Here is a 25,729-nt window from a genome sequence, read left to right on the forward strand (position 1 = left end):
CGCGTATTAAGGTGTGACAAGGGTGCCTCCTGGCTTTAGTTGTTGGCAGCGCAGCCAGCCCAGCGGCCGGGACTGCCCGGCGCGCAGCTGGTCACTGCGGATAAGCACAAAGCGTTGCCGTTGAGGCTCGCTTTCCAGCCGGTAGTTGCCCGCCGCGTCCGCCGCCAGGCACTCGCTGGCGGTGATGACAATTTCATGCGGTAGCGGCGCATCCACCGGTCCGTTGTTTTGAATTATCAGATCATTTAGGCCGTTTTGCTGTGTCTGAGGGCTAAATTTTACCTGCCAGCTGACGTCAAGCGGCTGCTTTTCTATTACCGCCCGCAGCGTAGCCAGTGACCAGGCGCGGCGATCGTCCTCCAGTGGCAAACGGAACCAGATCAGGCCCAGCAGGTGCGGCGTCGTCCGTGTGTTCAACTGGTGCAGAAAATCGGCCACCTGCTGTGGCGCGACCGTCAGTTCGCGTGTTGTCCCCGTCACCCTCAAAGAGGTTTCGCTTTCAACCTGTGCGCCCTGCGCATCGAATCCAACCAGGCCCATGCCATAGGCAGGCAACGCCACCCGGAAAGGTTTTGACGTGATTTGTGCGTACTGTTTTATCCAACGCAGCGCCAGCGGGGTGGCAAACAGCCCCTGCTCGGGCGAGAGTACGGCATGCACCTGCAGCACCGAGCTGTCTGCCTGTTGCAAGACACCGGGCAGCGCAGCTGAGCCGATCCAGGCCGGCAATGCCGTAATGCCCAGCTGCAGTGAGGAGGGTAACTGCTGGCGCAGCTGCTGCAGGAAATGTTGATACGCGGGCAGTCGGGCGGTGGCGGCGTCATGATCTATTTCAACGCCGATGACCGGCAGCCCCGCGGCCTGCCAGTGCTGAACCTGTTTAAGCAAGCGTCGGCGAATTGCTGATTCATCCAACTGCGCCAGTTGCCCGTCCAGGCGGGCCACCAGCCACAGTGGGCGACCATCTTGTTTCAGTAAAGGGAGATTGACCGGCATTTCCCGCCAACCTTCACGCGGGTGTACCTGCAGGGCCAGCACCCGCATCACCGGGAACAGATCGCGGCTTTGTGCCAGCGCAGCATCATGCTGCGGCGTCCAAACCCGTTGCCAGACGTAAACCTGATTATCCCAGGCCGGCTGTAGCCGCAACGCCTGCTGGCGGCCACCAAACCAGGCGATTAACGCCAGCACCAGCATCAACAGTGCGAGGAGCCTGCGTTTCATCGCAGCCAGAGTTCGCCTTGCTGGGTGAAACCACAGGCACGCATAAAGTTATCCACCTCACCGCGCTCACGCGGCGTCAGACCGGCAGTCGAAAGCTGCCAATGCGTTATCTGCGGCAGCTGGCGCTGCGCGTCCTGCACCAGATACAGCCCGACACCACGACGGCGTGTCACTTCACGCACCAGCAAATCCTGCAGTTGGGCACGGTCACCGTCCAGCTCGATTTTCACCGCGCCCAGCAGTCGTTCATTGAAGCGGGCGGCAAACAACGCTTTATCGCCGCCCAGCCAGCTTTCCCACTGTTCCGGCTGCTGATGCGGCCAGATTTTGCCAAGGTCGATAAGGTCTTGCTGGGACAGCGTGGTTAATCGCTCAATAGTCAGTTTCATGCAGGATTTCCGAACGGCTAATCGATGCCGACAGTGTAATAGATCTTGCACAGAGCGTTGTGTAAGTTTTTCTGTACGATTACTGCGCAAAATGTTTTTTGCAGGACGCATTTTCCGAGTAAATATGTAGTAAAGCGATCGAGAACCAGCATAACGCGCTGTGCCTGATGCAAAACAGCGCAGATTTAATCCGGATTTTATGCTGTTTACACCGCTTGTTTCTGATTGTGTAAGTTGATTTGCAGCAGAAAATTCCTGTTTAATGGCATGAAAAATAAAGTCTTATTAGAAAATATTGCCACTAAAACACCTAAATCATTATTACTTATGAATAAAAGCAGTAAATAAGGGTCAGGTGCCGGCAAACACAACAGGTACGTTCACAACGACAGAGGGGGATTTGCGGATGAAATTAACAAAGGGTAAGGCGCTGTTGGCGGGTTGTATCGCGATGGCTATCGGGCATTCGGCAATGGCGAAAGACATCAAGGTGGCGATCGTCGGGGCGATGTCCGGTCCGGTGGCGCAGTATGGCGATATGGAATTCACCGGCGCCCGTCAGGCGATTGCCGATATCAACGCCAAGGGCGGTATCAAGGGCGACAAGCTGGTCGGCGTGGAATATGACGACGCCTGCGATCCAAAACAGGCGGTAGCCGTCGCCAACAAGGTGATCAATGACGGTATCCGCTATGTGATTGGCCACCTGTGCTCATCCTCGACGCAGCCGGCTTCCGACATTTATGAAGATGAAGGCGTAATCATGATCACCCCGGCGGCCACTAACGCCGATCTGACCACTCGCGGTTACAAAATGATCATGCGTACCACCGGCCTGGATTCCGATCAGGGACCGACGGCGGCGAAATACATCCTCAGCGAGATCAAACCCAAGCGCATTGCCGTGGTACACGACAAGCAGCAGTACGGCGAAGGCCTGGCGCGCTCGGTGCGCGACAGCCTGAAAAAGCAGGGCACCGACGTGGTGATGTTTGAAGGTATCACCGCCGGCGATAAAGATTTCTCCACCCTGGTGGCGCGCCTGAAGAAAGAAAACGTCGATTTCGTTTACTTTGGCGGTTACTACCCGGAAATGGGCCAGATCCTGCGCCAGGCTAAACAGGCCGGTTTGACCACCCGCTTTATGGGGCCGGAAGGCGTGGGCAACTCCTCGCTGTCCAACATCGCCGGTGCTGCCTCTGAAGGCATGTTGGTGACCCTGCCTAAGCGTTACGATCAGGTGCCTGCCAACAAACCGGTGGTGGATGCGCTCAAAGCCAAAAAGTTGGATCCAACCGGGCCGTTCGTCTGGACCACTTACGCGGCGTTGCAATCTCTGACTGCCGGGATGGAGCGCAGCGGCAGCCAGGAACCGGCCGACATCGTCAAGGATCTGAAAACCGGCAAGCCGGTGGACACCGTGATGGGGCCGTTGAGCTGGGATGATAAAGGCGATCTTAAAGGCTTCGAGTTCGGCGTGTTCGAATGGCATGCCGATGGCACTTCAACGCCGATTAAATAAGCCATAATAATTAGGGTAGGGCGCAGCTAGCTGCGCCCGCAGGCCGGCTTGCCGGCCCGCACCCCTTTACCTGAATTTCTCTACGCGTTCAGGTTTGCTATAAAAGCGCAGCCAAGGGTTAGAGTATGTCTGAGCAGGTTCTCTATTTTCTGCAGCAAATGTTCAACGGCGTCACGTTGGGCAGTACCTATGCATTGATCGCCATCGGTTACACCATGGTCTACGGCATCATCGGCATGATCAACTTCGCCCACGGCGAGGTGTATATGATCGGCAGCTATGTCTCCTTTATTGTTATCGCTGCCCTGATGATGATCGGCATCGACGTCGGTTGGCTGCTGATTGGCGCGGCTTTCCTGGTATCGATCGTGATTGCCAGCGCTTACGGCTGGAGCATCGAGCGGGTGGCCTACAAGCCGGTACGCAGCTCCAAACGCCTGATCGCGCTGATTTCCGCCATAGGGATGTCGATATTCCTGCAAAACTACGTCAGCCTGACTCAGGGGTCGCGCGACCTGGCGTTGCCAAGCCTGGTCACCGGGCAATGGGTACTGGGGGAAAGCAACGGCTTTGCCGCCACCATCAGCACCATGCAATTGATCATCTGGGGCGTTACCTTCCTGGCGATGCTGGCGTTGACGATGTTTATTCGCTATTCACGCATGGGCCGCGCCTGCCGCGCCTGTGCGGAGGATTTGAAGATGGCCAGCCTGCTGGGCATCAATACCGACCGGGTGATCTCGCTGACCTTTGTCATCGGCGCGGTGATGGCGGCGGTCGCCGGCGTACTGCTCGGGCAATTCTACGGAGTGATTAACCCCTATATTGGCTTTATGGCCGGCATGAAGGCCTTCACCGCGGCGGTGCTGGGCGGCATCGGCAGCATCCCCGGCGCGATGATTGGCGGCCTGGTCCTGGGGGTGGCGGAAGCGCTGACTTCGGCTTACCTGAGCACCGAATATAAAGACGTGGTGTCGTTCGCGCTGCTGATTGTGGTGCTGCTGATCATGCCAACCGGCATCCTTGGGCGTCCGGAGGTTGAGAAGGTATGAAACTCAATTTGCTCAACGCGCTGATCGCTACCCTGGTGCTGTTTGTGATGGCTTCATTCCTGATGGGCATGCAGCTGAGCCTGGACGGCACCAAACTGGTGGTGCACGGCGCGGCGGAAGTGCGCTGGATGTGGATCGGCATCGGCTGCGTCATCGTGTTTTTCTTCCAACTGCTGCGCCCGTTGATGCAGCACGGGCTGAAAAAAATCTCCGGCCCGGCCTGGGTATTGCCGAGCTTCGATGGCACCACCACCCGGCAGAAGCTGTTGGCCGCAGCAATCATTATCGCCGCGGTTGCCTGGCCGTTTCTGGTCTCACGCGGCTCGGTGGATATTGCCACGCTGACGTTGATCTACGTAATGTTGGGCCTGGGCCTGAACGTGGTGGTGGGCCTGTCCGGTTTGCTGGTGTTGGGCTACGGCGGTTTCTATGCGATTGGCGCTTACACTTACGCACTGCTGAACCATTATTACGGCCTGGGTTTCTGGGAGAGCCTGCCGCTGGCGGGTATGGTCACCGCCCTCTTTGGTTTTCTGCTCGGGTTCCCGGTGCTGCGCCTGCGCGGCGATTATCTGGCGATTGTCACGCTGGGGTTCGGTGAGATCGTGCGCATCCTGTTGTTGAACAATACCGAGATCACCGGCGGGCCGAACGGCATCAGCCAGATCCCGAAACCGACCTTTTTCGGCCTGGAGTTCAACCGCAGCGCGCGTGACGGCGGCTGGGACACCTTCCATAACTTCTTTGGCCTGAAATATGATCCGAGCGATCGCATTGTCTTTTTGTACCTGGTGGCGTTGTTGCTGGTGGTACTGACGCTGTTTGTGATCAACCGCCTGCTGCGCATGCCGTTGGGCCGTGCCTGGGAAGCCTTACGTGAAGATGAAATCGCCTGCCGTTCGCTGGGGCTTAATCCGACCAGAATCAAACTGACCGCTTTTACCATCAGCGCTGCCTTCGCCGGTTTTGCCGGTACGCTGTTCGCTGCGCGCCAGGGCTTCGTCAGCCCGGAATCCTTCACCTTTGTCGAGTCGGCCTTCGTGTTGGCGATCGTGGTCTTGGGCGGCATGGGATCGCAGTTCGCCGTGATCCTGGCGGCGATCCTGCTGGTGGTGTCGCGCGAACTGATGCGTGACCTGAACGAATACAGCATGCTGTTGCTGGGTGCCTTAATGGTATTGATGATGATTTGGCGGCCGCAGGGGCTGCTGCCGATGAAGCGGCCACAGCTAAAACTGAAGGCGGCGGATATCCAGGCAGGCAAGGGGGAGCAAGCATGAGCATGCAACCTTTGTTGAAGGTCGAAGGGCTGTCGATGCGCTTCGGCGGCCTGCTGGCGGTCAATAACGTGGCGCTGACGCTGAACGAGGGCGAGATTGTTTCGTTGATCGGCCCGAACGGTGCCGGAAAAACCACGGTGTTTAACTGCCTGACCGGCTTTTACCGTCCGACCAGCGGGACCATCAAACTGCGCGAGCGCCATCTGGAAGGGCTGCCCGGCCAGGCCATCGCCCGGATGGGCGTGGTGCGGACTTTCCAGCACGTACGGCTGTTTCGCGAGATGACGGTGATCGAAAACCTGTTGGTCGCACAGCATCAGCATCTGAAAAGCGGCGTGTTCGCCGGGCTGCTGAAAACGCCGGCCTTCCGCCGTGCCGAAGCCGATGCGCTGGAGCGCGCCTCGGTTTGGTTACAACGGGTTGGCCTGCTGGAGATGGCGAACCGTTCGGCGGGTAATCTGGCTTACGGCCAGCAACGGCGGCTGGAGATTGCGCGCTGCATGGTCACCCGGCCGGAATTACTGATGCTGGACGAGCCGGCGGCGGGCCTGAACCCAAAGGAAACCGACGAGCTGGATCACCTGATCGTCGAATTGCGCAATCAGCATAAGGTGTCGGTGCTGCTGATCGAGCACGACATGAAACTGGTGATGGGCATCTCCGATCGTATCTATGTGGTGAACCAGGGCACGCCGTTGGCGCAGGGCACCCCGGCAGAAATCCGTAACAACCCGGACGTGATCCGGGCCTATCTGGGCGAATAATTTATGTTGTCATTTAATCAGGTATCCGCCCATTACGGCAAAATCCAGGCGCTGCATCAGGTTAGCCTGAACATAAAGCAGGGCGAGATTGTCACTCTCATCGGCGCTAACGGCGCCGGTAAAACCACGCTGCTTGGCACGCTGTGCGGTGAGCCCCGCGCCAGCGAAGGCAGCATAACCTTTCTCGATCAGGACATTACCCAGTGGCAGACGTCGCGCATCATGCGCGAAGCGGTGGCGATCGTCCCGGAAGGCCGGCGGGTATTCTCGCGCATGACGGTGGAGGAGAACCTGGCGATGGGCGGTTTCTTTGCCGACCGTCACCAATATCAACAGCGCATCGAAAGGGTGTTTGGCCTGTTTCCGCGCCTGCTGGAACGCCGTACACAGCGCTCGGGCACCATGTCCGGCGGTGAGCAACAGATGTTGGCGATAGGCCGTGCACTGATGAGCCAGCCGAAGCTGCTGTTGCTCGACGAGCCCTCTCTGGGGCTGGCGCCGATCATCATTCAGCAGATTTTTGACATCATTCAACAGCTGCGTGAAGAGGGTATGACCATCTTCCTGGTCGAACAAAACGCCAATCAGGCGCTGAAACTGGCCGATCGCGGTTATGTACTGGAAAACGGGCGCGTGGTGTTGGAAGATACGGGAGCCGAATTGTTAGCAAACGAAGCAGTAAGGTCGGCGTATCTGGGCGGTTGAAATACCCGTCGAAGCGGTAGGGGGCGAATATCTTCGCCCCGAGCGACTCGGGCGCAGCGTATCGGACCCCTACAACATTTTTAACGATTACGAGAAGAATAAGAAATGAACACAGAAGGGTTACTCGCGCAGCGCATCGTAAAAGTAAAAAGCTCGGCAATCCGTGAATTGCTCAAGCACAGTAAGATGGAAAACGTCATTTCGCTGGCGGGCGGCATCCCCTCTGATGCCCTGTTTGATTTCGAAGGGCTGAGCATCGCCACTCATCAGGCGATCACCGAACAGCCGAAAAGCGCTTTTCAGTACGGTCTGACCGAAGGCAGCCCGGTGCTGCGTGAACGTATTTGCGAGCTGTGTGCCGAACGCGGCGTCACCGCCACCGCCGATGAAGTGATGGTCACGGCCGGTTCCCAGCAGGCGCTGGATCTGGTGATGCGCGCCATCGTGAATCCGGGCGACGTGTTCGTGGTGGAACGTCCGACCTACCTGGCGGCGTTGCAGACGCTGGAACTGGCGGAAGCCAACATCATGTCGGTGTCGTCCGACAGCGATGGCATGGTGGTCGAAGAACTGGCCGAGCTGTTGAAAACGCAGCGCATCAAGGGTGTGTATGTGGTGCCGAACTTCGGCAACCCAAGCGGCATTACCCTGAGCGCCTCGCGTCGCGAACTGTTGGTCAAGCTGGCGGCCGAGCACAATTTCCTGATCATCGAAGATGACCCGTACGGTGAACTGCGTTTTACCGACGAGCGTAACGCGACGCTGCACCAGGTTTCACAGCAGGTGCTGGGCCATACCGATAATATTATCTATACCTCGACCTTCTCCAAGATCCTGGCTCCGGGCTTACGTTTGGGCTGGGCTATCCTGCCGCCGTTTTTGCTGCATAAAGTGGCGATCATCAAGCAGGCGGCGGATCTGCATGCCAGCGCATTGTCGCAGAGCATCGTAGAGTGTTACCTGGGGCTGGATCGCCTGCCGGCGCAGATCGAAAAGATCCGCGCGGCGTACAAACAAAAAGGCGAGATCCTCGCCGGACTGGTGGAAAAAGAGCTGGGTGACCATATCAGCTTCGATATGCCAAAAGGCGGCATGTTCCTGTGGGCGCGTTTCCGTCAGCCGTTCAACGCCACCGAATGGCTGAAAACCACCCTGCAGCAGGGCGTGGTGTTTGTGCCAGGAGAATACTTCTTCTCAGACAATCCGGACCGTTCGACTTTCCGCCTGTCTTTCGCCACTGCCACTGAACAGCAAATGCAGGAGGCGGTCGCTCGACTGCGTCGCTCACTGTAATCCTCACGGCGGCGGGGAAGGTTCTCCGCCGCCGACATCAAACCGCAATCTGCACTTCACCCTTCCGTCATCTGGCTGTCACCTGACAGTTATATTTCTGTCATCCGAGCATGGCATGTTATCCCCGTCATCTTTCAAGCCGCAGCGTTGTTGCCTGCCCTGATGTTTCCCTGTCACTTAGTTATCTAAGCTCCGAGGGATCCATCAGGTTGCCGTCTAGCCGCGACTTGAAAGCTATAGGGGAACACTTCCGAACAAGAATTGATTCTTTTCGCTCACGCGCTTATTACACCAGCTTTTTCAGGAGTTAGGCATGCTCACCTACGCTATTCGCAAAACCACGCTGTGCGTCGCGTTGACCCTGGCGGTCAGCACTCAGGCACTGGCGGCGACCGAGATCCCGTTCTGGCATTCGATGGAGGGCGAACTGGGTAAAGAAGTGGACTCCCTGGCGGACCGCTTTAACCAGTCGCACACCGACGTCAAAATTGTTCCGGTTTATAAAGGCAACTACGAACAGAGCCTGGCAGCGGGCATCGCGGCTTACCGCTCCGGTAAAGCGCCGGCGATCCTGCAGGTGTACGAAGTGGGCACCGCCACCATGATGGCCAGCAAGGCGATCAAGCCGGTGTATGAAGTGTTTAAAGACGCGGGCATCAGTTTCGACGAATCGGTATTCGTGCCTACGGTGTCCGGTTACTACACCGACAACAAAAGCGGACACCTGCTGTCGCAGCCGTTCAACAGCTCCACCCCGGTGCTGTATTACAACAAAGATGCCTTCAAGAAAGCCGGCTTGAACCCAGACCAGCCGCCAAAAACCTGGCAGGAGCTGGCGGCGGACACCGCCAAACTGCGTGAAGCCGGCATGAAATGCGGCTATGCCAGCGGCTGGCAGGGTTGGATCCAGCTGGAGAACTTCAGTGCCTGGCACGGCGTGCCATTCGCCACGGAGAACAATGGTTTTGGTGGCGCGAGCGCCAAGCTGGAGTTCAACAAACCGTTGCAGGTCAAGCATATCCAACTGCTGGAAGAGATGAACAAAAAAGGTGACTTCACCTATTTCGGCCGTAAAGACGAATCCACCGAGAAGTTCTACAGCGGTGACTGTGCCATTACTACCGCTTCATCCGGCTCGCTGGCGGACATCAAGCATTACGCCAAATTCAACTATGGCGTGGGCATGATGCCGTATGACGCCGATGCCAAAAATGCGCCGCAGAACGCCATTATCGGTGGTGCCAGCCTGTGGGTGATGAACGGCAAAGATGCCGCCACCTATAAAGGCGTAGCCGAGTTCCTGCAGTATCTGGCACAGCCGGAGATCGCCGCCGAGTGGCACCAGAAGACCGGCTATCTGCCGATCACTACGGCAGCGTACGACCTGACCAAACAACAGGGGTTCTATGACAAGAATCCGGGAGCGGACGTGGCGACGCGTCAAATGCTGAACAAGCCGCCATTGCCGTTCACCAAGGGGCTGCGTTTGGGCAATATGCCGCAAATCCGCACCGTCGTGGATGAAGAGCTGGAGGGCGTGTGGACCGGTAAGAAAACGCCACAGCAGGCATTGGATGCTGCCGTACAGCGCGGTGATGTATTGCTGCGTCGCTTCGAGTCCTCGACCAAGTAAGCCTGTGTTAAGGGCGCAATTTATTGTGCCCCAGCAGAAGTACGGGTTCAGCATGATGAGCCCGTACTTCCACGGTCATATTTCAGTACCTGAAAACGGTTAACCCCTATGTCATCTTCCCGTCCCGGTTTCGGCTGCAGTTGGCTGCCCTATGTTCTGGTGCTGCCGCAGTTGCTGATCACCGCAATCTTCTTTCTGTGGCCTGCCGGTGAGGCGCTGTGGTACTCGGTGCAAAGCCTCGATCCGTTCGGCCTGTCCAGCCAGTTTGTCGGGCTGGACAACTTTACCCAACTGTTCCACGACCCTTACTACCTGGACTCGTTTTACACCACGCTGATTTTCAGTTTCCTGGTGGCGGGTATCGGGCTGGTCGTGTCGTTGTTCTTCGCCGCGTTAGTGGATTACGTGCTGCGCGGCAGCCGAATCTACCAGACGCTGATGATCCTGCCTTACGCCGTGGCGCCCGCGGTGGCGGCGGTGCTGTGGATTTTCCTGTTCAACCCCGGCCTGGGGCTGATTACCCATTTCCTCAACGGACTGGGCTACAACTGGAACCATGCGCAAAACAGCGGACAGGCGATGTTCCTGGTAGTGTTGGCCTCGGTATGGCAGCAAATCAGCTATAACTTCCTGTTTTTCCTGGCTGCGCTGCAGTCAATTCCCCGCTCTCTGGTTGAGGCGGCGGCCATTGACGGTGCCGGCCCGGTACGGCGTTTCTTCAATCTGGTGCTGCCGTTAATCACGCCGGTCAGCTTCTTCCTGCTGGTGGTGAATCTGGTGTACGCCTTCTTCGATACCTTCCCGGTGATCGATGCCGCGACCGGCGGCGGACCGGTACAGTCCACCACCACGCTGATCTACAAGATTTACCGTGAAGGCTTTGCCGGGCTGGATCTGTCCAGCTCTGCGGCACAGTCGGTGATCTTGATGTTGCTGGTGATTGGCCTGACGGTGATCCAGTTCCGTTTTGTCGAACGTAAGGTGCGTTACCAATGATTGAGAACCGACGCGGGCTGGACATTTTCAGCCACGTAATGCTGATTATCGGCGTGCTGGTGGTGCTGTTCCCGCTGTACGTGGCCTTCGTGGCGGCTACACTGGACGACAAACAGGTGTTTCAGGTGCCGATGACCCTGATCCCCGGTGGTCACCTGTGGGAAAACATCCGCAATATTTGGCAGGGCGGCGTGGGCAACCTTAAGGTGCCGTTTTCGCTGCTGCTGTTGAACAGCGTGGTAATGGCACTGGCCATCACCTTCGGCAAAATTGTGGTGTCGGTGTTGTCCGCCTATGCCATCGTTTATTTCCGCTTCCCGCTGCGCAGCCTGTTCTTCTGGCTGATATTCCTCACCCTGATGCTGCCGGTTGAGGTGCGTATTTTCCCGACGGTGGAGGTTATCTCCAACCTCAACCTGCTGGACAGCTACACCGGCCTGACGTTGCCGCTGATGGCGTCGGCGACCGCCACCTTCCTGCTGCGTCAGTTCTTTATGACGCTACCGGACGAACTGCTGGAAGCCGCGCGGATTGACGGCGCCGGCCCGATGCGTTTTTTCTGGGATATCGTGCTGCCGCTGTCGAAGACCAATCTGGCGGCGCTGTTTGTCATCACCTTTATCTACGGCTGGAACCAGTATCTATGGCCGATCCTGATCACCAGCGATGCCTCGATGGGCACCGCGGTGGCGGGTATCAAGAGCATGATCTCCACCTCCGGCGCGCCGACCCAGTGGAATCAGGTGATGGCGGCGATGATTCTGACTTTAATTCCACCGCTGACGGTGGTTCTTCTGATGCAGCGCTGGTTTGTACGCGGCCTGGTTGATAGCGAAAAGTAACGAGAGAAATTTTCACATGGCAGGTTTAAAACTACAGGCAGTCACCAAGTCTTACGACGGTAAAACGCCGGTGATCAAGCAGATTGACCTCGACGTGGCGGACGGCGAATTTATCGTGATGGTCGGCCCGTCCGGCTGCGGCAAATCGACGCTGTTGCGCATGGTGGCAGGGCTGGAACGCACCACCAGCGGCGATATTTATATCGACAGTCAACGCGTAACGGATATGGAGCCGAAAGATCGCGGCATCGCGATGGTGTTCCAGAACTATGCGCTGTATCCGCACATGAGCGTATTCGACAACATGGCCTATGGCCTGAAAATTCGTGGCTTCGGCAAACAGCATATCCAGCAGCGGGTAGAAGAAGCTGCGCGTATTTTAGAGCTGGAGCCGCTGTTGCAACGCAAGCCGCGCGAGCTTTCCGGCGGCCAACGTCAACGGGTGGCGATGGGGCGCGCTATCGTGCGTGAGCCGGCGGTATTCCTGTTTGATGAACCGTTGTCGAATCTGGATGCCAAGCTGCGCGTCCAAATGCGCCTGGAACTGCAACAACTGCATCGCCGGCTGAAAACCACCAGCCTGTATGTGACGCACGATCAGGTGGAGGCGATGACGTTGGCCCAGCGGGTGATCGTCATGAACAAAGGCGTGGCAGAGCAAATTGGCACCCCCAGCGAGGTCTATCAGCGCCCGGCGTCGCTGTTCGTCGCCAGCTTTATCGGTTCGCCGGCGATGAACCTGTTGCCGGGTACCCTGAGCGCAGACGGCAGCCAGCTGCAGCTGGCGGAGGGGATGACGCTGAATTTGCCGCAGCCAAAAGCGCAGTGGGGCGGTCGCCGGTTGACGCTCGGCATCCGCCCGGAGCATATTCAACTGACTACCCCCGAGCAAGGGGGCGTGCCGCTGGCGCTGCAAACGCTGGAATTATTGGGCGCGGATAACCTGGCGCATGGGCAGTGGGGCGGTCACGGCGTGATTGCGCGTTTGTCGCATGAAACTATGCCGACGGCGGGCAGCACGCTATATTTGCAGTTGCCTGCACAGGCGCTGCACTTTTTTGATACCGATAGCGGATTACGGATGGAATCATGACCACAGCCTGGCCTTATCCCCACATTGTCGCCCACCGCGGCGGCGGTTCTCTGGCGCCGGAAAATACCCTGGCGGCGATCGACGTCGGCGCACGCCACGGTCATAAAATGATTGAGTTCGACGCCAAACTGGCTCAGGACGGGCAAATATTTCTGTTGCACGACGATACCCTGGATCGCACCAGCAACGGTTGGGGCGTGGCGGGTGAGTTGCCGTGGGACAAACTGGTGCAGCTGGATGCCGGCAACTGGTACAACTCCGCTTACAAGGGCGAACGCTTGCCGCTGTTGGCCGAAGTGTCGGAACGCTGCCTGCAGCACGGCATGATGGCGAACATTGAAATCAAACCCACCACCGGCAGCGATGATGAAACCGGCCGTGTTGTGGCGCTGGCGGCACGTTTGCTGTGGCAGGGCCAGACCGATCCGCTGCTCTCCTCATTCTCGATTGAGGCGCTTGAGGCAGCGCAGCGTACGGTGCCGGAACTCCCACGCGGCCTGTTGCTGGATCAATGGGACGACAACTGGCAGGCGCTGACCGAAAGACTGGGCTGCGTTTCATTGCACATCAACCATAAAGAATTGACGGCCGAACGGGTGTCGGCGCTGAAGGCGGCGGGGCTGCGCATTCTGGTTTATACCGTTAACCAGCCCGCCCGTGCGCGCCTGTTGTTGAACTGGGGCGTTGACTGTATTTGCACTGACCGGATAGATTTGATCGGCCCGGACTTTCCCAACGAGTGATCCCGTTGCCACGGGCGCAGTTTGCTGCGTCCGTGAGAAAGCCGTCGGCGCCTGTTGTATATTGCGACGTCAGCCCTTTGCCGCCGCGCTAACGGAAGGGATGCGATGTCAGTTTTCATGGTTTCTTTATGGCACCAAATAGCGCTTTCTTTGCCGTTGTTTGTGCTGATCGTGTTGGGGTATGGCCTTATCCGCTGGGGTAAATGGCCGGCTACCATCACCGACGGTTTAACGCGTTTTGTCTTCTCTTTGGCTCTCCCCGCCATGTTGTTCCGCATGATGTGCGACTTTTCGCAGCGTCCGGCGGTAGATGCTCGCTTGTTGATTGCCTTTTTCGGCAGTTGCCTGATTGTGTTCGTGATCGGGCGAATCACGGCGCGCCGGGTATTTAAACTGGATGGCGTGGCAGGATCGGTGTTTGCGTTGGGCGGAATTTTCTCCAATAACGTGATGCTGGGTCTGCCCATCGCCAGCGTCATGCTTGGCGAGGCGGCGATCCCGTCGGTGGCATTGGTGTTGGTGTTTAATGGCCTGATCCTCTGGACTCTGGTGACTATCTCCATCGAATGGGCGCGCAATGGTTCGCCGACGTTGCAGGGTTTTATCAAAACCGTGCGCAGCGTGCTGACCAATCCGCTGATTATCGGCATTCTTTCCGGCACGCTGTTCAGCCTGACCGGCCTGCCGCTGGCGACGTTTGTCGATCAGCCGGTCAGTATGCTGGGTCAGGTTGCCGCGCCGCTGTCACTGGTGGTCCTGGGTATGGGGCTGGCGGAATATCGTATCAGCGAAGGCTGGCGCCTCAGCAGCGGCATCTGTTTCCTCAAGCTGATCGTTCAACCGCTGATTATCTGGCTGCTGGCGTGGGTGATGAACCTGCCGCCGATGGAAACCCGGGTGGTGGTATTGCTGGGGTCGATGGCCGTTGGCGTCAATGTTTACCTGATGTCACGGCAGTTCAACGTATTGACCGGCCCTGCCGCCACCAGCCTGGTGATGTCCACCGTGCTGGCAGCGGTCACCACGCCGCTGATCCTTACCATCATGGGCGTGCGGGGCTAGCCGGCAGCGGTGCCTGGGATACCGGCGGCGCCGTGCGATTGAATGGGCTGCGCGGCTGGTTGCCATTGGGCAGCAGTTGCCCGCCGTTTGGCGCCGTTCGCTGCAGTTGTTGCTGATTATTATCGAACTGCCGCTGCTGTTGCAGGCGGCGCTGATCCATCTGCTGATTATTCAACATACGCTGTTGTTGCGCCTGTTGAGTGCGTTGGTTGAGAAACTGCTGTTGCGAGCTGAGCTCGGTAACGCCGTTGGCTGCAGTGGCCAATCCTGACAGCAGCAACAGGCCATAGAGCAGATGATAACTTTTCATGATGTTCTCCTCGTCTTTTAGTAAGCCTAACCCAGCGGTGAAAATTTGCCGACAGTTTGTATTTTGCTCAGATGTAAACCTCCTTTTCATCACGCCCTTTCCTGCCTTCCGTTACAATCGCCCTTTCTGAATCTTTAGGGTGAACCCATCGTGCTGCTTCTGGTGATTACAACCATCCTGTGGGCATTTTCTTTCAGCCTGATTGGCGAATATCTGGCGGGTCAGGTCGACAGCTGGTTCTCGGTGCTGATGCGCATCGGTTTGGCGGCGGCCGTGTTCCTGCCTTTCCTGCGCTGGCGCAACATCAAGCCGAAAGTGATCCTGCTGTATATGCTGGTAGGAGCCTGCCAGCTTGGCATCATGTACCTGTTCAGCTTCCGTGCTTACATGTACCTGACGGTGCCGGAATTCCTGCTGTTTACCGTGCTGACGCCGCTGTACGTTACGCTGATTTATGACTTGATCAGCGGTCAACGTCTGCGCTGGGGGTATGTGCTCAGCGCGCTGCTGGCGGTGCTGGGGGCTGCGATTATCCGTTACCATCAGTTGAGCGAGCACTTTTGGTGGGGGCTGTTACTGGTGCAGGCGGCGAACATCAGCTTCGCTATCGGGATGGTCGGTTACAAACGGCTGATGGAAGTACACCCGCTGCCGCAACACACCGCATTTTCCTGGTTCTATCTGGGGGCCTTGGTTGTGGCGGTGGTCGCCTGGTGCCTGTGGGGCAATCCGCAGCAGCTGCCAACCACTAACCTGCAGTGGGGGATTCTGGTGTGGCTGGGCGTGGTGGCTTCCGGGCTGGGTTATTTCATGTGGAACTACGGCGCAACGCAGGTGGATGCCGGTACTTTGGGCATCATGAATAACATGCATGTGCCGGCCGGGCTGTTGGTTAATCTGGCCATCTGGCAGCAACAGCCGCATTGGCCAAGTTTCATTATCGGCGGGGCGGTGATTGTCGCTTCGCTGTGGGTGCATCGCCGCTGGGTAGCACCGAAAGTGGTCAGCAAATAAACGGGCAGCCCAAGCGCGAACTGCCCTGACGGTCAGGGTTGCGAAGCCAGCGGTTTCACGCTGGCGACGCCGGCGCTTGGGCGTGCAGCATCACGCACGAAGGGCAGATGATTGCAGGCGTGCTGGCGTGCCGAGCGAATAAAGGCTTCGGTGACGGCCTGGCGCTGTTCACCGTCGCGTACCGCCGCGTACAGGCGGCTCCACAGGCCATCCCCCAGGGTTTTGGTCACCACTAACCCCTGGCGTTCAAAACTTTCCACCACCCAGTGCGGCAACGCCGCGATCCCCATCCGCGCCGATACCATCTGGATCAGCAACAGGGTGTTATCCACGTTTTTCAGCGCCGGGCTGATGCCTGCGGGCTGCAGGAAATGGCGCCAGATATCCAGCCTCTGACGCTGTACCGGGTAAATCATCAGCGTTTCGTCAATCAAATCTTCAGGCTCGATGTGCAGCTTGCTGGCCAATGGATGATCCGGCGCCAGCACCAGTCGCACTTCGAAATCAAACATCGGCGAATAGTGCAAACCGCTGCGCGGCAGAATGTCGGAGGTCAGCACCAGATCCAGTTCACCCTGTTGCAGCGCCGGCTGTGGATCAAAGGTGACACCGGATTTAAAGTCCATCGCCACCTGCGGCCAACTCTGCCGGAAGTTATCCAGCGCCGGCGTCAGCCATTGAATGCAGCTGTGGCATTCAATGGCGATACGCAGCGTGGCCTGATGAGGTTCGTGGCATGCCTGCAGCGCCTGCTGGATTTGCGGCAGCACCTGCTCTGCCAGCTGCAACAGGATCTCACCCTGCGCGGTAAAGCGCAGCGGCTGGCTTTTACGAACGAACAGCTTGAAGCCCAGACGCTGCTCCAGATCGCTGAACTGATGCGATAGAGCAGACTGTGTCTGATGGAGTTGGGCCGCCGCGGCCGCCAGCGAGCCGGTATTGCGCAGAGCCTGCAGCGTCCGTAAGTGTTTCAGTTCGATCATGAGAGTCCTTCACAGTGACAGTGAATAAATTGCGCTTGTGGTTAATACAGTACCTGCGGATTATGGATGTGTAAACATCTGGACGGCTAAATGGGGAATATGACGATGGCAATTTTAAATCACACACTGGGTTTTCCTCGCGTTGGGCTAAGACGTGAACTGAAAAAAGCTCAGGAAAGCTACTGGGCTGGCAACTCAACGCAGGAAGAACTGTTGGCGGTTGGCCGCGAGCTGCGTGCTCGCCATTGGCAACAACAGCAGCAGGCCGGGGTGGATTTGGTGCCGGTCGGCGATTTCGCTTGGTACGACCATGTATTGACCACCAGCCTGCTGCTGGGCAACGTGCCGGCACGTCATCAGAATGCGGATGGCTCAATCGATCTGGATACGCTATTCCGCATTGGCCGTGGCCGCGCACCCACCGGAAAACCGGCAGCGGCGGCAGAAATGACCAAATGGTTTAACACCAACTATCACTACATGGTGCCTGAGTTCCACAAAGGCCAGCAGTTCAAACTGGGATGGACCCAACTGCTGGAAGAAGTGGACGAAGCGCTGGCCCTAGGCCACAAAATCAAGCCGGTGTTGCTGGGGCCGGTGACCTATCTGTGGCTGGGTAAAGTGAAAGGCGAGGCGTTTGACCGTTTGTCGCTGCTGAAAGACATCCTGACGGTTTACCAGCAGGTGCTGGCCGAATTGGCGCAGCGCGGCGTGGAGTGGGTGCAAATTGACGAACCTGCACTGGTGCTGGAGCTGCCGCAGGAATGGCTGAGCGCCTTCAAGCCGGCTTACGACGCGCTGCAAGGTCAGGTAAAACTGCTGCTGACCACCTACTTCGACAGCGTGGGTCACAACCTCGATACGATCCGCGAGCTACCGGTGCAGGGGCTGCACGTTGATCTGGTTGCCGGTCATGACGATATCGACGCATTGAACAAGGCGCTGCCGAAAGCGTGGCTGCTGTCTCTGGGCGTCATCAACGGGCGTAACGTCTGGCGTGCCGATCTGAGCAGTTGGTTCGAACGCCTGCAACCGTTAGTCGGCAGCCGCCCACTGTGGATCGGCACCTCCTGTTCACTGTTGCACAGCCCTATCGATCTGAGCGTGGAAACTCGTCTGGACGAAGAAGTGAAGAGCTGGTTCGCCTTTGCCCTGCAAAAATGTACCGAATTGGCCCTGTTGAGCGCGGCGCTGAACGCACCGGGTGCAGACAAGCAGGCCGAACTGGACGCCTATAGCGCGCCAATCCGTGCTCGTCGTCAGTCCAGCCGCGTACATAATGCGCAGGTAGGGCAACGTCTGGCGGCGATTACCGCACAGGACAGCGAACGTCAGCGCCCTTACGCCGAGCGAGCTCAGGCACAGCGTGAGCGTTTTAACCTGCCTGCCTGGCCGACCACCACGATAGGGTCTTTCCCGCAAACCACGGAAATCCGCGGCCTGCGCCTGGACTTCAAGCAGGGGCGTTTGGACGGCAACAACTACCGCACCAGCATTAGCGAACACATCAAACAGGCGATCGTTGAACAAGAGCGCCTGGGGCTGGACGTGTTGGTGCACGGCGAAGCCGAGCGTAACGACATGGTGGAATACTTCGGTGAAAACCTGGACGGCTTCGTATTCACTCAAAACGGCTGGGTACAGAGCTACGGTTCCCGTTGCGTAAAACCGCCGGTGATCATTGGCGATATCAGTCGCCCTGAAGCCATCACCGTCGAGTGGGCGAAGTATGCTCAGTCGCTGACCGACAAGCCGGTAAAAGGCATGCTGACCGGTCCGGTGACCATTCTCTGCTGGTCGTTCCCGCGTGAAGACGTGACCCGCGAAGTGATCGCCAAACAGATCGCCCTGGCGCTGCGCGACGAAGTGGAAGATCTGGAAAAAGCCGGTATCGGCATCATCCAGATTGACGAGCCTGCACTGCGTGAAGGTTTGCCGCTGCGTCGAGCCGACTGGGCTGCTTACCTGAACTGGGCGGTGGAAGCGTTCAAACTGAACGCCGCTGTGGCGCAGGACGACACGCAGATCCACACTCACATGTGTTATTGCGAGTTCAACGACATCATGGACTCCATCGCGGCGTTGGACGCCGACGTGATCACCATCGAAACCTCACGTTCCGATATGGATCTGCTGGAAGCCTTCAAAGAGTTTGAGTACCCGAATGAAATTGGACCGGGCGTGTATGACATCCACTCGCCGAACGTGCCAAGCGTGGAATGGATCGAAGCGCTGCTGCGCAAAGCTGCGCAGAACATCCCGGCAGAGCGCCTGTGGGTGAACCCGGACTGCGGCCTGAAAACCCGTGGCTGGCCGGAAACCCGTCAATCGCTGACCAACATGGTGCTGGCCGCACAGCGCCTGCGTGAGCAGTTGGTTTAAGGGGTTAACAAAAAAACATCAGCGCCCCTTCTTTGATGTGGGGGCTACGGGGGATTGGCGAGCCATTCCCCCGCCTGCGTTTTCCCATCAATATTTTTCGTTCTATGCCACCTACGTCTTTGTTGTCCTGAATCCACGTTTTCAGCGCCACTTTTGGTTACTATCAGCTATCGCTTTTTCTCGATTTAAAGGATTGTTTCGATGAAAACCCCGCTCGCGGCCGTGCTGGCTCCCTTGCTTGATGATGTTCAGGGGATCCGACAGGTGTATTTTGCCGGTAATCAGCATCCGGCACCGGAGCTGGCTTATCAGGTCGATTTTCCTCGTCTGGAACTGGTGATCGAAGGTGAACAGGAAATGGAGTGGGAGGGCAGTCATGGGATCCAACAGCAACTGATGCTGCCGGGGGATCTCTTGTTTGTTCCGGCACAGGGGTGGAATAGCCCGCTTTGGCAACGGCCCGTCACGACCCTCAGCCTGCTGTTCGGCAAGCAGCAGTTGGGGTACAGCCTGCTCGGCTGGGATGGCGAAAATACGCTGCCGCTGGGTAAAGACAACGTGGCGCGACGTGGTCCACGCGTGGGCTCGTTTATGTTACAGGCGCTTAACGAGCTGGCCTGGCACCAAAGCGATCAATCCACTGCCCGTTTTCTGGCGAAGGGGTTACTGAGTCATGCCCTCGATTTGTTCGGCTCCTCGGTAAAAACCGCTTCGCGTAGCCAGGCTCTGTTCGACGCAGTGCGTCGCTATTTGGAAGAACATTACCGCGAACCCCTGACCCGCGAGTCGGTAGCTCAGGCGTTTTATATTTCCTCCAACTACCTTTCTCATCTGTTTCAAAAGGCTGGGGGTGTGGGGTTTAACGAGTATTTAAATTACGTGCGGTTGGAGCAGGCGAAACACCTGCTCAAACGCTATGACATGAAGGTAAAAGAGGTGGCGCACGCCTGCGGATTTGTCGACAGCAACTATTTTTGTCGCCTGTTTCGTAAGAACACCGAGCGTTCCCCTTCGGAATACCGCGGCCAATACCACAGTGAACTGAAAAATCGGGATTAGTGCGTCACCCGATAGTTACGCCACGCGGATCTGGGTTTCTTGCGGCGATGTTGCGGCCTTACGTACCGCGCTGAGTGCCTTGGCCGGGCTGTGTAAAAAGGTATTGATTCCAATCATCACGCAGCGGTGATGCTCAAAGCGCTCACTTTCCGCCAGCAATATATCGCTGATTAACAACACCACATCGGCATGGGCCAGATCGTCCTGCGTCAGCGGATTCTCAATCCCCAATGCCCCCTGGGTTTCAACCTTCACCGGCCATTTTTCCTGTGCGCACAGTTTCTCCAGCCGTTCGGCGGCCATATAGGTATGGGCCACCCCGCTGACGCAAGCCGTCACCGCCACCAGTTTTATCGTCATAAGTGCCCCTTCTTCTGTTACGCGTGTTCAACCGCCAAGGGTGACCCGATAGCCTGCCTGGTGAGCCAGTGCCAGCAACGGCGCGATTTCCCGTTCAGTGGGGGGAACAACATCGCGCAGTGCATATTCCCGCCCCAGCAGTTTGTACTTGGCCTCGCCATACTGATGAAAAGGCAGCAGGTGGATCTCTGGTAGAGCGAAAGGAGCAAGGAAAGCCAATATCTGCTCCATGTTATCCAGATTTAGGGTGTAGCCGGGGATCAGCGGTAAGCGGGGGATCAGGTTCATGCCCCGTTGCGCCAGGGCGGTAAAGTTTTCCAACACCCGAGGTTGGTTCATCTTCAACAGTCGCTTGGCGGCACCAGGGTTCATGATTTTCAGGTCAAACAGCACCTGATCGCTGTGTTCTGCCAAAGCCAGAACGTGGGCCAATGGCGCATCTCCGGCGGTTTCTATTGCGGTATTGATGCCCAGCGCCTGCAACCGTTGCAGCAATTGGCCGGCAAACTCGGCCTGCATCAGCACTTCGCCGCCGGACAGCGTAATCCCACCGCCGGAACTGCGGTAAAACACCTCATCTTTTAGGATCTGCGCCAGCAATGTATCCAGCGTCATATTCTGACCGATAAGCTCCATCGCTCCGCTTGGGCACTCTTGCACACTATTCAGGCAGGGTTGGCAATGCAGGCATTTTGCATCACGCCTCACCCGTTGGATCTTGCCCGACATTGATTCAGGATTGGCGCACCAGGGACAGGTATGCGGGCAGCCTTTGAAAAATACCAGGGTGCGAATACCCTGGCCGTCATTGAGCGAATAACGCTGTATGTTGAAAATACGGCCCTGAAGCCGTTCTGAAGCGGCCCGGGTGAACCCGGGCGCTATAAGGTTACAGTTGATGCGCTGTACGGCGGATGATGTCATCCTGGATCTCCTTCGACAACTCCACGAAGAATGCGCTATAGCCGGCGACGCGAACCACTAACCCGGCGAAGTCCTGTGGCCGGGCTTGCGCTTCCCGCAAAGTTTCGGCATTCACCACGTTGAACTGGACATGCTGTAACTTGAGCTTGGTAAAAGCGCCGAGAAAATCAGCCAGTTTGTTCAGCCCTTGTTGACCTTCCAGAGTGTTTGGCGTGAATTTCACGTTTAACAGCGTGCCGTTTGAAAGCAGATAGTTGTCCAGTTTGCTTACCGATTTCAGCACTGCAGTTGGCCCTTGTTCATCCTGGCCAAGCATCGGCGAAAGGCCGCCGTCCGCCAGTTGTTCACCCGCGTAGCGCCCATCCGGCGTAGCGCCCACCACGGCACCCAACGGCACGTGGGCGGAGACGGTATAGGAACCGGGGGTGAATTGTCCGCCACGCGGATTGCGGTATTTTTCGACTTCTTTGCAGTAAAATCGCAACAAATCGGCGCTAATCAGGTCGACTTCGTCGATATCATTGCCGTATTTATCGAAGTGATTGATCAGCCTTGCCCGGACTTTTTCACCTTCCGGCGTGGCGAAGTTGCCTTTCAGCGTCAGCAGGAGTTCATCGAAACTCAGGCGTTGCTGCTCAAATACCAGCCCTTTTAAAGCGAATAATGAGTCGCTCAAATTCGCGATGCCGATACCTTGCACTCCGGAGAAGTTATAGCGTGCCCCACCTTCGGTAATGTCTTTGCCGTTTTGCAGGCAGTCTTCAATAAACGAAGACAGTAAGGGGACCGGTGCCCAGTCCCGGTGGCCGATATCGCAAATATTGCTGCCTTGCGCCATTAACCGAACATAGTGGCGGATTTTTTCACGGATTTGCTCCAGCAACTGGGGGTAGGTGAGGCCGCTATTGCCCTCGTTGTCCAACAGTGTCAGCTCCATCACTTTCAACAGGTTGAACATGGCAATATCGTGTAGGCCGTAGGTCTTGCCGGGAATCGACAGTTCGACGCAGCCGACGACCGCATAGTCACGTGCATCCTCCAGCGAAACTCCTCGGTTAAGAAACGCCGGAACCACAACCTCGTCGTTGAAGATTTGGGGAATACCGGTGCCGAGGCGAATGGTTTCTGCCGTTTTCAGCAGGAAAGCTCGATCGATAAATTCATTCACGCGAACACCCAGGTTGGGCTGCGGCAAACGGATATTCTGATAGGCATCAAGGCACAGAAATGACAGCACGTTGACCGCACTGCGCCCGGTTTCCGTCAGGCCACCCAGCAAAATGGTGTACCCGGTAGGAAAACCGGCAAAATAACGGGCGCTGGAGGTGGAACGCAGCAGCACGATGTCGTTGCATTTTACCCACAGACTCTCCAGCAGTTCCCGCAGAAAAGCCGGATCTTCTCCCCGGTTAAGCGAGGCCTGGTAAAACGGCAACATGTACTGATCAAAACGGCCCAGGGACAACGAACTGGCATTGGATTCGTACTGCAAAATGATGTTCATGTACCAGAACAACTGGCAGGCCTGATAGAAATCCTGTGGTTTATGATGCGCGACGTGGGCGGAGAGGGTGGCGATACGCAGCAATTCGCCGCTGCGGGTATTATCGCTGCACTCTGCCGCCATGCGGCGTGCCAGGCCGGCGTAGCGCAGAATATGGCGCTGAGAGGCCTGCAACAGCAGCAAGACCGCACTGTAGAACGTATTGTCTGGCTGCTGTGCAACTAGGTTTTGCAGGTCTTCTAACAGATTATCCAACCCGCAGTTCAGCAGGCGCGGGTAATCGATAATGATATGTCCCTGACCTTTGTCGGTTTGATTGATGCTGAAAATCTGGGTTTGCGTGGCAGCAGCGATCTCTTCCGGCATTTGGCTATTGATAAAGTCTTTCATCGAGCGTTTTTCCCAGTAGGGAAAAAGTTGTTCGCGGTAAAGCCGTTTGTCGGCATCAGAGATAGCAAAACGATCCTGTGGGCGTGTAGGGAAGGTATCCAGTTCTTTCAATAGCCAGTAGGGATCCATCTCCGGCGACATGATCCCCGCCCGTGGCTTTACCGTACGGTTGCCGGCGATTAACTCATCTTCCCGCAGTGAAATCTTAACGTGATCCAGAATGTACGCTGTGGCTTTGGCGCGACGGATAAGGGTTGGTTCCCCTTCCGTCTGGCGGTGGCTCAGGGTGTAAAGCTGTGCTCGCTCGAGTGATATTTCGCGCGGTGCAGAGAATAAAGCGGTTTTTAGACGTTCGATTCGGGAGGTCATCACGGTTTCCTTCTGTGCGGGCGAGAGTGCCCGGCATGGGGCGCCGGGCTCGCGATTAGGCCAGTTGCGCCAGGTGGGCGGCAATTTTATCCATGATGGCGTCGGCGCGTTTTACCGCATCGCTGATGGCAACGCGCACCAGGGTTTTCCCTTTGAAGCGCTCTTCAAACTTGATACCGATATCTTTAGTCAGGATCACCACATCTGCGGCTGCCACGTCCTCGGCGGTGAGTTCGTTTTCCAAACCAATCGAACCCTGGGTTTCCACTTTGCATTGCCAGCCCTTGGCTTTGGCTGAACGTTCGAGAGATTCGGCGGCCATATAGGTATGGGCAACGCCTGATGGGCATGCGGTCACGGCAATAATCATAGTCATACTCAGTTCTCCTATGCCTCAAGCCATGCCTTGATGAGCAGCAGCCTGAGTACGTTGCGGGTTAGTTAATTTCGAAATCCAAATCCAGCTCGCTCTCCTGCGGAGTATTGGCGGCCTGTCTTTTGGCGGCAAAACTTTTCAGCAGGTTAACCAGCAGCGCAGTAACCACCATGCCCACTATCAAAGCGGCCACGAAGCCCAATTTGCCTTCCACCACCGGCAGTACGATCAGGCCACCCCAACCGGCATAACACTGCGCACCCGCCAAGGCAGCGGTGACGGCAGCGCAGGCGGAACCGATCATGATGGAGGGAATGACGCGCAGCGGATCGGCGGCGGCAAACGGGATAGCCCCTTCGGTGACGCCGACGCAGCCCATCAACAGCGCCGCTTTACCAGCTTCTCGTTCTTCGCTGCTGTAGTATTTACGGCCGATCAGTGTGGCGAACCCCAAACCGAGTGGCGGTGTGGCGATAGCCACCGCCGCAATAGCCACGACGGAATAAACCCCTTGAGCCACGCAGATCAACATAAAGGCGTAGGCCACTTTATTGACCGGACCGCCCATATCAAATGCCAACATCAGGCCCATGATAATGGCCAGCAGGATGATGCTGCCTTGCTGCATACCCTGTAGCCAATGAGTCAGGCCGTTAGTCAACGCGCCGACCGGTTCCCCCAGGCCCCACATCATGATTCCCGCAGTGAACAGGGTGCCAATAATCGGGATCACGAAGATCGGCATGACAGATCGCAAGATCTTAGGGACCGGGATCTTCTTGAGGTAGAACACGATAATGCCGCCTAACAGACCGGCGATGATGGCACCAAAGAAACCGGCACCGAAAGAGGCGCCGACCCAGGCGCCAATGGCTGAAGGGGCCAGTGCGGAACGATCGGAGATGGAGTAGCCGATATAGGCGGCCAGGAATGGCACCATTAGCGTCAGCCCCGCGACACCGATATCGAACAGCTTTTTCAGGTTTGGATCGGTAGCGGCAGCGGGTACCGCACCCTTGCCGTAGAGCATGACGGAGACAGCCAGCAGAATACCGCCGGCAACTACAAACGGGATCATATGGGAGACCCCGGTCATTAAATGCTGACGCGTGTTTTTCAGTATGCCGATCAAATCGTTCATTTTTCACTCCTCGGTTGCTACCGGCGTGCTTTTGGGTACGCAAACCACCGGAAAAATAACCCCTGTTGGAGAAAGGTTGTTGGCTATCACAATAGGCATCTGGCTGAACAACAAACAGTGGATAAAATTGCCATTTACTGGATTTTTGTAATGTCAGAAGAAAAGTGCGATCAAACTCAAACTGTGGGGAAGGACAAACATGAACTGAGGAATCACGCTTTGTGAGCAATATCTCATTTATGTAGTGACCATACATTTGTCCAGTGTTTGACATTTTTATCCGATAGCTGTCACCCGCTTCGGGCTTTTATCCTTGTGG

At 57.0% G+C, this 25,729-nt stretch carries 24 protein-coding genes; 15 read left to right on the forward strand and 9 right to left on the reverse strand.

Going from position 1 to position 25,729, the window contains the following annotated elements; all coding sequences use genetic code 11:
* Positions 1 to 6: 6 nt before the first annotated feature.
* Positions 7 to 1,224: a DUF3142 domain-containing protein gene (locus LQ945_RS14365; protein WP_270101040.1), complete on the reverse strand. Its 1,218-nt coding sequence runs from the start codon at positions 1,222 to 1,224 to the stop codon at positions 7 to 9.
* On the reverse strand, positions 1,221 to 1,613 hold the full coding sequence (panM, locus tag LQ945_RS14370) for an aspartate 1-decarboxylase autocleavage activator PanM (protein WP_262240173.1): 393 nt from the start codon (positions 1,611 to 1,613) through the stop codon (positions 1,221 to 1,223). Before panM ends, LQ945_RS14365 begins: the two co-directional genes overlap by 4 nt.
* A gap of 406 nt (positions 1,614 to 2,019) precedes the next feature.
* Here panM and LQ945_RS14375 point away from each other — a divergent pair, with 406 nt between their 5' ends.
* The 12 genes from LQ945_RS14375 (at position 2,020) to LQ945_RS14430 (ending at position 14,598) form a co-directional block, all read left to right on the forward strand.
* A complete protein-coding gene (locus LQ945_RS14375; RefSeq protein ID WP_044554444.1) occupies positions 2,020 to 3,135 on the forward strand; it encodes a branched-chain amino acid ABC transporter substrate-binding protein in 1,116 nt (371 codons plus the stop codon).
* Between the two features lie 125 nt (positions 3,136 to 3,260).
* A complete protein-coding gene (gene livH / locus LQ945_RS14380) occupies positions 3,261 to 4,187 on the forward strand; it encodes a high-affinity branched-chain amino acid ABC transporter permease LivH (protein WP_044554445.1) in 927 nt (308 codons plus the stop codon).
* Positions 4,184 to 5,467, forward strand: a complete 1,284-nt coding sequence (locus LQ945_RS14385; RefSeq protein ID WP_270101041.1) for a high-affinity branched-chain amino acid ABC transporter permease LivM — start codon at positions 4,184 to 4,186, stop codon at positions 5,465 to 5,467. Before livH ends, LQ945_RS14385 begins: the two co-directional genes overlap by 4 nt.
* Positions 5,464 to 6,231: a high-affinity branched-chain amino acid ABC transporter ATP-binding protein LivG gene (gene livG / locus LQ945_RS14390; RefSeq protein WP_020824822.1), complete on the forward strand. Its 768-nt coding sequence runs from the start codon at positions 5,464 to 5,466 to the stop codon at positions 6,229 to 6,231. The genes LQ945_RS14385 and livG overlap by 4 nt, the downstream gene beginning before the upstream one ends.
* A gap of 3 nt (positions 6,232 to 6,234) precedes the next feature.
* Positions 6,235 to 6,936 carry a high-affinity branched-chain amino acid ABC transporter ATP-binding protein LivF gene (gene livF, locus LQ945_RS14395; RefSeq protein ID WP_020824823.1) on the forward strand — a complete coding sequence of 234 codons (702 nt, stop codon included), beginning with the start codon at positions 6,235 to 6,237 and terminating at the stop codon, positions 6,934 to 6,936.
* 105 nt (positions 6,937 to 7,041) lie between these two features.
* Entirely contained in the window at positions 7,042 to 8,229 is a 1,188-nt protein-coding gene (locus tag LQ945_RS14400) for a PLP-dependent aminotransferase family protein (protein WP_270101042.1), read from the forward strand.
* A 313-nt stretch (positions 8,230 to 8,542) separates the two neighbouring features.
* A complete protein-coding gene (gene ugpB, locus LQ945_RS14405) occupies positions 8,543 to 9,862 on the forward strand; it encodes a sn-glycerol-3-phosphate ABC transporter substrate-binding protein UgpB (protein ID WP_044554448.1) in 1,320 nt (439 codons plus the stop codon).
* Positions 9,863 to 9,970: 108 nt separating this feature from the next.
* The gene (ugpA, locus tag LQ945_RS14410; RefSeq protein WP_044554449.1) at positions 9,971 to 10,858 is read left to right on the forward strand and encodes a sn-glycerol-3-phosphate ABC transporter permease UgpA; all 888 of its coding nucleotides are present in this window, start codon (positions 9,971 to 9,973) and stop codon (positions 10,856 to 10,858) included.
* Complete coding sequence (gene ugpE, locus LQ945_RS14415) at positions 10,855 to 11,700, forward strand: sn-glycerol-3-phosphate ABC transporter permease UgpE (protein WP_044554450.1); 846 nt, start codon at positions 10,855 to 10,857, stop codon at positions 11,698 to 11,700. Before ugpA ends, ugpE begins: the two co-directional genes overlap by 4 nt.
* Before the next feature lie 16 nt (positions 11,701 to 11,716).
* Positions 11,717 to 12,793 carry a sn-glycerol-3-phosphate import ATP-binding protein UgpC gene (locus tag LQ945_RS14420; RefSeq protein WP_270101043.1) on the forward strand — a complete coding sequence of 359 codons (1,077 nt, stop codon included), beginning with the start codon at positions 11,717 to 11,719 and terminating at the stop codon, positions 12,791 to 12,793.
* The gene (gene ugpQ / locus LQ945_RS14425; protein ID WP_270101044.1) at positions 12,790 to 13,536 is read left to right on the forward strand and encodes a glycerophosphodiester phosphodiesterase; all 747 of its coding nucleotides are present in this window, start codon (positions 12,790 to 12,792) and stop codon (positions 13,534 to 13,536) included. Before LQ945_RS14420 ends, ugpQ begins: the two co-directional genes overlap by 4 nt.
* A gap of 105 nt (positions 13,537 to 13,641) precedes the next feature.
* Positions 13,642 to 14,598: an AEC family transporter gene (locus tag LQ945_RS14430; protein ID WP_270101045.1), complete on the forward strand. Its 957-nt coding sequence runs from the start codon at positions 13,642 to 13,644 to the stop codon at positions 14,596 to 14,598.
* On the opposite strand, the gene LQ945_RS14435 is transcribed toward LQ945_RS14430, so the two are convergent.
* Positions 14,579 to 14,908, reverse strand: a complete 330-nt coding sequence (locus tag LQ945_RS14435) for a hypothetical protein (protein ID WP_044554454.1) — start codon at positions 14,906 to 14,908, stop codon at positions 14,579 to 14,581. The genes LQ945_RS14430 and LQ945_RS14435 overlap by 20 nt on opposite strands.
* A 150-nt stretch (positions 14,909 to 15,058) precedes the next feature.
* Here LQ945_RS14435 and LQ945_RS14440 point away from each other — a divergent pair, with 150 nt between their 5' ends.
* Positions 15,059 to 15,922 (forward strand): carboxylate/amino acid/amine transporter, encoded by an 864-nt coding sequence (locus tag LQ945_RS14440; RefSeq protein WP_044554455.1) that lies wholly within the window; start codon positions 15,059 to 15,061, stop codon positions 15,920 to 15,922.
* Positions 15,923 to 15,954: 32 nt separating this feature from the next.
* Here LQ945_RS14440 and metR read toward each other — a convergent pair whose 3' ends face one another.
* A complete protein-coding gene (gene metR / locus LQ945_RS14445) occupies positions 15,955 to 16,905 on the reverse strand; it encodes an HTH-type transcriptional regulator MetR (RefSeq protein WP_044554456.1) in 951 nt (316 codons plus the stop codon).
* Between the two features lie 90 nt (positions 16,906 to 16,995).
* On the opposite strand from metR, the gene metE reads away from it, so the two are divergent.
* Positions 16,996 to 19,287 (forward strand): 5-methyltetrahydropteroyltriglutamate--homocysteine S-methyltransferase, encoded by a 2,292-nt coding sequence (metE, locus tag LQ945_RS14450; protein ID WP_270101046.1) that lies wholly within the window; start codon positions 16,996 to 16,998, stop codon positions 19,285 to 19,287.
* 201 nt (positions 19,288 to 19,488) lie between these two features.
* Positions 19,489 to 20,346 (forward strand): AraC family transcriptional regulator, encoded by an 858-nt coding sequence (locus LQ945_RS14455; protein WP_270101047.1) that lies wholly within the window; start codon positions 19,489 to 19,491, stop codon positions 20,344 to 20,346.
* Between the two features lie 15 nt (positions 20,347 to 20,361).
* On the opposite strand, the gene LQ945_RS14460 is transcribed toward LQ945_RS14455, so the two are convergent.
* The 5 genes from LQ945_RS14460 to LQ945_RS14480 form a co-directional block, all read right to left on the reverse strand.
* Complete coding sequence (locus LQ945_RS14460) at positions 20,362 to 20,706, reverse strand: PTS fructose-like transporter subunit IIB (protein ID WP_270101048.1); 345 nt, start codon at positions 20,704 to 20,706, stop codon at positions 20,362 to 20,364.
* Positions 20,707 to 20,733: 27 nt separating this feature from the next.
* Positions 20,734 to 21,630, reverse strand: a complete 897-nt coding sequence (locus LQ945_RS14465; RefSeq protein ID WP_270101050.1) for a [formate-C-acetyltransferase]-activating enzyme — start codon at positions 21,628 to 21,630, stop codon at positions 20,734 to 20,736.
* The gene (locus tag LQ945_RS14470; protein ID WP_270101051.1) at positions 21,596 to 23,893 is read right to left on the reverse strand and encodes a formate C-acetyltransferase; all 2,298 of its coding nucleotides are present in this window, start codon (positions 23,891 to 23,893) and stop codon (positions 21,596 to 21,598) included. Before LQ945_RS14470 ends, LQ945_RS14465 begins: the two co-directional genes overlap by 35 nt.
* A 55-nt stretch (positions 23,894 to 23,948) precedes the next feature.
* Positions 23,949 to 24,269: a PTS fructose-like transporter subunit IIB gene (locus tag LQ945_RS14475; RefSeq protein WP_270101052.1), complete on the reverse strand. Its 321-nt coding sequence runs from the start codon at positions 24,267 to 24,269 to the stop codon at positions 23,949 to 23,951.
* Positions 24,270 to 24,330: 61 nt separating this feature from the next.
* A complete protein-coding gene (locus LQ945_RS14480; RefSeq protein WP_270101053.1) occupies positions 24,331 to 25,410 on the reverse strand; it encodes a PTS fructose transporter subunit EIIC in 1,080 nt (359 codons plus the stop codon).
* Positions 25,411 to 25,729: the final 319 nt, after the last annotated feature.

Origin of the sequence: Serratia liquefaciens, assembly GCF_027594825.1 — a bacterium.
Classification (GTDB): domain Bacteria; phylum Pseudomonadota; class Gammaproteobacteria; order Enterobacterales; family Enterobacteriaceae; genus Serratia; species Serratia liquefaciens_A.